Genomic DNA, 1,009 nt, shown 5'->3' on the forward strand with positions numbered 1-1,009 from the left:
CCCATGACGCCCCCGGCCTCGCGTCAGAAGCGCGCTACGCAACMCCACTGGAAGCCCCACACAACGCCGAAAGTCTGCTTACCAGCAAACTTGCCGAGGCCCTGCTGCTCACGTGCCGCGCGTGGCCGCGCGGGGAGCGGCTGACGCTCGTTCCCTGCCCCCACGTCCCCAGCTACTTTGATCGCTCCCACTGCGCGAAGTGCGGTCACGAGCTGGGGAGCGTGGCCGCGTGAGGCCCGCCATCACGCTCTGGTCGGACAATCGGGACGCCGCGTACGGGTCTGGGGTGGTTCGCAAGCTGCGCACGATCGGTTACCGCCGGATCTCCGACGACCGTGAAGGGCTGGAAGCCGGGGTCACCCGCCAGGACGAGGACATCCGCGAGCTTGCCGAACGGCGTGACGACGTCGGACCTGATCGACGTGCTGACCGACAACGACCTGTCGGCCACGAAGGACTACCGGCCGGAGTTCGAACGCATCCTCACCATGGCGCAGGCCGGCCAGATCGACGCGGTAATCGCGTGGACGTCGAACCGCTTCCTACGCAACCGGCCCGACCGGATGCGCGTGATCGAGCTGTTCAAGGCCCGCAACGTCCGGCTGATTCCGGTCCGGGGCACCACCATGGACTTCACCTCCRCCGACGGCCGGATGATGGCGGACATCATCTTTTCGATCGATGCGGGAGAGGCCGAACGCACGGCGGAGCGTGTCGCACGGGCAGCACAGCAGCGGGCAGAGCAGGGCCGCCACCACGGCGGACCCCGGGCGTACGGCTACGGGCCGATCGTCGGCACCGACCACGCCGGCAAGCCCGTACGGGACTTCTACGCCCTCGTGCCGGACGAGGCGGCGGTTATCCGCCGCATCGCGGCCAACATCYTGGCGGGCGTGYCGTTGGCGGCGATCGCCCGCACGCTCAACGCCGAGGCGGTCCCGACCGTGACGAAGGCCCACCGGCCGATCTGCCCGAACAACGTCAAGGGCCGTCGGGCGTGGACCGACTG

1 protein-coding gene is annotated in these 1,009 nt (G+C 69.2%); it reads left to right on the forward strand.

Going from position 1 to position 1,009, the window contains the following annotated elements; all coding sequences use genetic code 11:
• Positions 1-398: 398 nt before the first annotated feature.
• Positions 399-1,009: recombinase family protein (locus KBI5_RS23805; RefSeq protein WP_241883150.1), on the forward strand; the 611-nt coding region annotated here is incomplete at its 3' end.

Origin of the sequence: Frankia sp. KB5, from assembly GCF_002099325.1 — a bacterium.
GTDB classification, from domain to species: Bacteria; Actinomycetota; Actinomycetes; order Frankiales; family Frankiaceae; genus Frankia; species Frankia casuarinae.